Annotated in this window: 3 protein-coding genes and 2 pseudogenes; all 5 read left to right on the plus strand. The window is 53.3% G+C overall.

Going from position 1 to position 4059, the window contains the following annotated elements:
- Positions 1–513: 513 nt before the first annotated feature.
- Positions 514–786, plus strand: a pseudogene (locus FQ187_RS29660) (UDP-glucose 6-dehydrogenase); the annotation flags it as partial.
- Positions 787–884: 98 nt separating this feature from the next.
- Positions 885–1880, plus strand: a complete 996-nt coding sequence (locus FQ187_RS29665; protein WP_149632204.1) for an NAD-dependent epimerase — start codon at positions 885–887, stop codon at positions 1878–1880.
- A 460-nt stretch (positions 1881–2340) separates the two neighbouring features.
- Positions 2341–2774, plus strand: a pseudogene (locus FQ187_RS29670) (catalase).
- Positions 2674–2943 (plus strand): catalase, encoded by a 270-nt coding sequence (locus FQ187_RS31090; protein ID WP_371925566.1) that lies wholly within the window; start codon positions 2674–2676, stop codon positions 2941–2943. Before FQ187_RS29670 ends, FQ187_RS31090 begins: the two are co-directional and overlap by 101 nt.
- Positions 2944–3234: 291 nt before the next feature.
- On the plus strand, positions 3235–3948 hold the full coding sequence (locus tag FQ187_RS29675; protein WP_218580720.1) for a PIG-L deacetylase family protein: 714 nt from the start codon (positions 3235–3237) through the stop codon (positions 3946–3948).
- Positions 3949–4059 lie beyond the last annotated feature (111 nt).

Here is a 4059-nt window from a genome sequence, read left to right on the forward strand (position 1 = left end):
AAGCAGCGCGACTAGAGGAAAGAACCATGAATTAAGGACAGGAAAGGCCTGTTTTTCGACCGACTCATGATTTTTTGAACCTCAAGCAGAGAGGGCATGAAAAATCGGTGGGTACTTCAGACCTTCCTTAACGGCATGCTGTACAAGGAAGGCAGCATCAATTATGAAACGCCGGCTACATCCATGATCTGCGCTATGCTGTTTCCACTCAGATAGTGAGACATGGCGCTGACCAAATACCGCGAGCCTGGCAATACGTCCTTGTTCTTTAGGCTGGCCGGGAGGATTGCCACCAAGCGGCCGGCCGATGGTTGGGCCACCTCAGCACCGGTGGCGAGTATTTGATGGCGTTATCCAACAGATCCGCCGATCATCCCTCTGTTCCTGATTAACAGCGACCCAAGCGAGTCATCTACAAGCAACTAGACTCTCACCAGTCAACCCTCTCGACCTGAGAGCGGTGTTGACTGGTGAGAACTCTGGCCGCCTTAATTTAGATATGGGGAGTGGTGAATGAAGATTACCGTATTCGGTACCGGTGACGTCGGACTGAGACAGGCGGCTTGTCTGGCAGAGGTCAGGCATTCAGTCTTTTGCATTGATATCAATGCACAGCGAATTGAATCATTGAACCAAGGGCATTCGCCCATCTTCGAGCCTGGGTTGTCTGAACTGCTGGTAAAGAACCTGGTTTCCAAACGACTTATGTTCAGCACTGATGGCGCATTCGGCGGCAATTTCGCCGATATCATTTTCAATGCGGTGGGAACTCCTCCGGCGGCTGATCGCGTGCTATTCGATGACCGCAATCTGTTCGACCCCGCTCATCTGAAGGCCGCCGGCCTCGGTTATTACGCCATTGGCCGTGGCCGGACGTCTCAAGCATGACCATTCTGATCACCGGCGCTGCCGGTTTTATTGGCTATCACACCGCCAAGCGTTGCTGCGAAGAAGGCCTTGAGGTTATCGGCATCGATAACCTCAACGATTACTACAGCGTTGAACTCAAGCACGGTCGTCTGGCTCAATTGGCCGCGTATCCCAACTTCCGTTTCCAGCAAATGGATATTGTCGATAAAGGCGCATTAATGGAGTTGTTCCAGACCCATGCCTTTACCGATGTGATTCATTTGGCGGCCCAGGCCGGGGTCCGCTATTCGCTGGATAATCCAAATGCCTACGCCGAGTCCAACCTGATCGGTTTTCTGAACATGTTGGAGGCCTGCCGCAGCTATAAGCCGGCACACTTCATCTATGCTTCGAGCAGCTCGGTCTATGGTTTGAACGGCAAAATGCCGTTTTCGGTCGAGGACCGGGCCGATTGCCCGATTTCCTTCTATGCCGCTACCAAACGCGCCAATGAGCTGATGGCGTACAGCTACTCTCACCTGTACGGCATTCAGACCACTGGTTTGCGCTTTTTCACGGTGTACGGCCCTTGGGGGCGTCCAGACATGGCGCTGTTCAAGTTCAGCAAGGCGATCCTGGAAAACCGGCCCATCGATATTTACAACGAAGGGCAAATGTCACGGGACTTCACCCACATCGACGACATTGTCGAAAGCATCGTGCGTCTACGCTTACGGCCACCGTCCTGGCGCGCAAGTCTTGAGGCAGGTGAATCACAAGTCACCGCTGGCAAGGTTTACAACATTGGTCGAGGGCAGCCGGTCAAGCTGCTGGATTTCGTCGATTGCCTGGAAATGACAATCGGCATCAAAGCGCAACGACGTTTGCTGCCGATGCAAGCGGGAGATGTCGTAGAAACATGGGCCGATGTAACGGCACTGGCGGAATGGGTGGAGTTCTACCCGACGATTTCGGTTGAAACCGGAGTCGCGAGCTTTGTGAAGTGGTACCGGGACTATTATCGGGTGTAGCGTGGGCATCACCCTAATGAAAAGAATTTTGCTGGTATAGCTGAGTGACAACCTATTTGCCAATAAGCCAAGCCGCAGCTCTCGGAGAACCACGACCTTCAGCGTAACCACGATTATCTGGATCACCTACACAACTAATAGCAGCCGGCATGGGTGGCATGGGTGGTTAGTGCCCCGGACAATCCCGAGCAAGGTATCGTCGCCCGCAACAAAAAGAGTGGAGGTCTTGGCCCTGCTGTTCCAGGTGGATCACCACCACGTTCAATTTTCCAAGGAGCGTTTCCATTACCAAGCGCAAGCGAAAAACCGCTTACTGAGAATTTGACAGGTCTTGACCAGCACACGCCGTAGTGACGACTGGCAGAAAACCCACAGCTGACAAAAAAGAACGCCCCGCGTGTTGGCCGGCTTTCTAAACGACCCGAGCGTGAAAACGCCGGTTTTTGTGCGTTTTTCAACCGTGGCCGGTTCGCGTGGATCGACTGATACGGCACGGGACGTGCGCGGCTTCCCGGTCAGATTTCATACCGAGGAAGGCAACTTCGACCTGGTCGGTAACAACATGCCGGTGTTTTTCGTGCAGGATGCGATCAAATTTCCCGACCTCATACATGCAGTCAAACCCGAGCCGCATAACGAGATTCCGCAGGCCGCCTCAGCCCACGATACGTTCTGGGATTCCATTCCATGGTGCCGGAAACCAGCCATACCTTGATGTGGCTTATGTGGGACCGCGCCATTCCGCGCAGGTTCGCGATGATGGAAGGCTTCGGGGTTACACACCTTCCTCTTTATCGATGCCGCTGGCACCTCCAGCTTCGTCAAGTTCCATTGGAAGCCCGTGCTCGGCGGGCACTCCCTGATCTGGGACGAAGCAGTCAAGCTGCGTGGTAAAGATGCCGATTTCCATCGACGCGACTTCTGGGAAGCAATCGATCAGGGGCATTACCCAGAGTGGGAGTTCGGTGTACAAATCGTCGCTGACCCTGACAAGCATTTGTTCGGTTTCGATTTGCTCGATGCGACCAAGCTGATTCCCGAGTCATTAGTGCGGTGCAACTGATTGGCAAGCTGACTGAACAGCAAATGGCCTTCCATCCAGTCGATTCTTACCACACGCTTTCCAAAAAAATGACTGCGAACGTTGAGCGACTGAAAATCCTGTAAACGAATTTTTTACGCAAAGTCGAAGCGCTTCTGCACCTTCCTTGCGCGCCTTATTTGCAATGTTGCTGACTTCATCAGCAATGTTCCCCGGATCTCATAAACTTGGCTATAACTGAGGAGAGGTACCGGCGTCCAGAAATTGATGAAGCGACAGGCCTTACACATCCCCTATCAGGAAGTGGAATCAATGCTTTTAACTATCCCCAAGCAGATCACCGTAATTTCCCCGCATTTAGATGATGCTGTCTTCAGTTGCGGGTGCCTTTTGGCAGAGAGTCGAGACGCTCTCGTGATCACGGTATTCGCTGGCGTGCCTGATCCTGGAATCAAGGCCCCGCCTTGGGATATAGCGACAGGTTTTAGCAGTGGACATCAGGCTGTGCTCACGCGACGTGAGGAAGATTCGGAGTCGATGCGCAGACTTGGTGCGAGAAGCGCATGGCTCAATTTCTGGGATGGCCAATACGGTCGCAGCTATCAAACGACCGACCTCGTGCTGGCGCTAAAAACAATACTTCAGGAAAGGGGTGGGACCATTCTCATGCCTCTGGGGCTTGCCCACCCCGATCATCTGCTGACAAGCAACGCTTGTTTGGCAGTGCGCGAAGTGCTTCTTCTTGCACAACAGTACACAGCGTATGGAGCAACTGATCACCCAATAAATTGGCTCGTCTATGAGGAGGCCATCTATCGGCGGGTGCCGGGCTTGGTCGTTGATAGGCTCGCCGCGTGGAAGCAGGCTGGGTTGGGAATGTGTGCGGTTAAATTTCCCACCTCGAGTGTAAAAAAGAAAGCCCACGCCGTAGACGCTTATCAGAGTCAACTTCCCCTATTCGGGGCAGCCAAACGCGCCGATCTGGGCTTGCCTGAAAGCTATTGGCGGCTCGTATCCGATCCATGAACACCACATTCAAAGCCAACTGTTGATCCGCAATGCTGTGCTCCCGATTCTTTTCAGGAGCCAGCCGCTCATGATGCGACCCGACGCCAAAGTCGAAAAGGTGTATCCGCT

Source organism: Pseudomonas sp. ANT_J28 (genome assembly GCF_008370005.1).
GTDB classification, from domain to species: Bacteria; Pseudomonadota; Gammaproteobacteria; order Pseudomonadales; family Pseudomonadaceae; genus Aquipseudomonas; species Aquipseudomonas frigoris.

What these genes read in the sequence shown, in the direction of transcription:
- FQ187_RS29665 (WP_149632204.1), top strand. Translation starts at nt 885, where the DNA reads ATGACCATTCTGATCACCGGCGCTGCCGGTTTTATTGGCTATCACACC.
- FQ187_RS29675 (WP_218580720.1), top strand. Translation starts at nt 3,235, where the DNA reads ATGCTTTTAACTATCCCCAAGCAGATCACCGTAATTTCCCCGCATTTA.